1 protein-coding gene is annotated in these 750 nt (G+C 61.6%); it reads left to right on the top strand.

Annotated features, from left to right (window positions below):
* The coding region (locus tag AAHF99_RS27125; protein ID WP_342167424.1) for a hypothetical protein at positions 1-750 on the top strand (750 nt) is incomplete at both ends.

The following is a 750-nucleotide window of genomic DNA, read 5'->3' as shown; positions in this document are numbered from 1 at the left end:
TCTGGCTCGGGAAGCTTCAACCTCGCTGGCTTGTCGCAGTTCGCCGGCTTCGAAGAAGTGCGGCTGACGAATGCCTCCTCGTCGAGCGCATCCCTCGTCCTGCGTGACGGCGCGGACTTGAAGGTGACCTTGAGCGACGGCTCCGCCCCGAGCGCATCGCCCTACCCGGTCTACTCTTCCGCCGGCGGCATCTCGGTGACCTTGGCCAAGAGCCTCGTCACGATCACTGGCGGTAACGAGAGTGACAGTTTCAGTGCCGGGACGCCCGCGCAACTGGTGGCGGGCAGCGCCATCGACGGCGGCGGCGGATACGACAGCCTCAGCCTGTCGTATGATTTCACTGTCGCCAACAACATTTACCAGACGGATCCCGCCACGGGGTTATCGATCTATGTTCCGCCGACTTACCGGGACAGCGTTTATGACCTAACTAAAATCAGCCTCAGCCACGTCGAGACATTGTCTGCAAATGGAAATTACAGCTATGGCACAAACAATACCACAACAACGATCATCAAGGTCGATGATGCCTCGCTGAAGGATGTCTCCAGCATCTCGTTGAACAGCAGCGCGATTCTGACGACGGACGCCGCCGCCCTCGACCTGTCGGGCAAGAGCATCTCCGGTTACAGCGGTGGCGGGGCGATCACGAGCTCGAACGCGCTCGGTACGACCTTCACCGTCAACAGCGCCGCCGTGGCGACCCTGATCCAGGGCGGGGCGGGGCAGGACACGGTGGTCGTCACCGGC

The organism is Methylobacterium litchii (genome assembly GCF_038442315.1).
GTDB classification, from domain to species: domain Bacteria; phylum Pseudomonadota; class Alphaproteobacteria; order Rhizobiales; family Beijerinckiaceae; genus Methylobacterium; species Methylobacterium litchii.
Note: the sequence above shows the minus strand (reverse complement) of the source record. Positions and strands in the feature narration are given on the sequence as shown.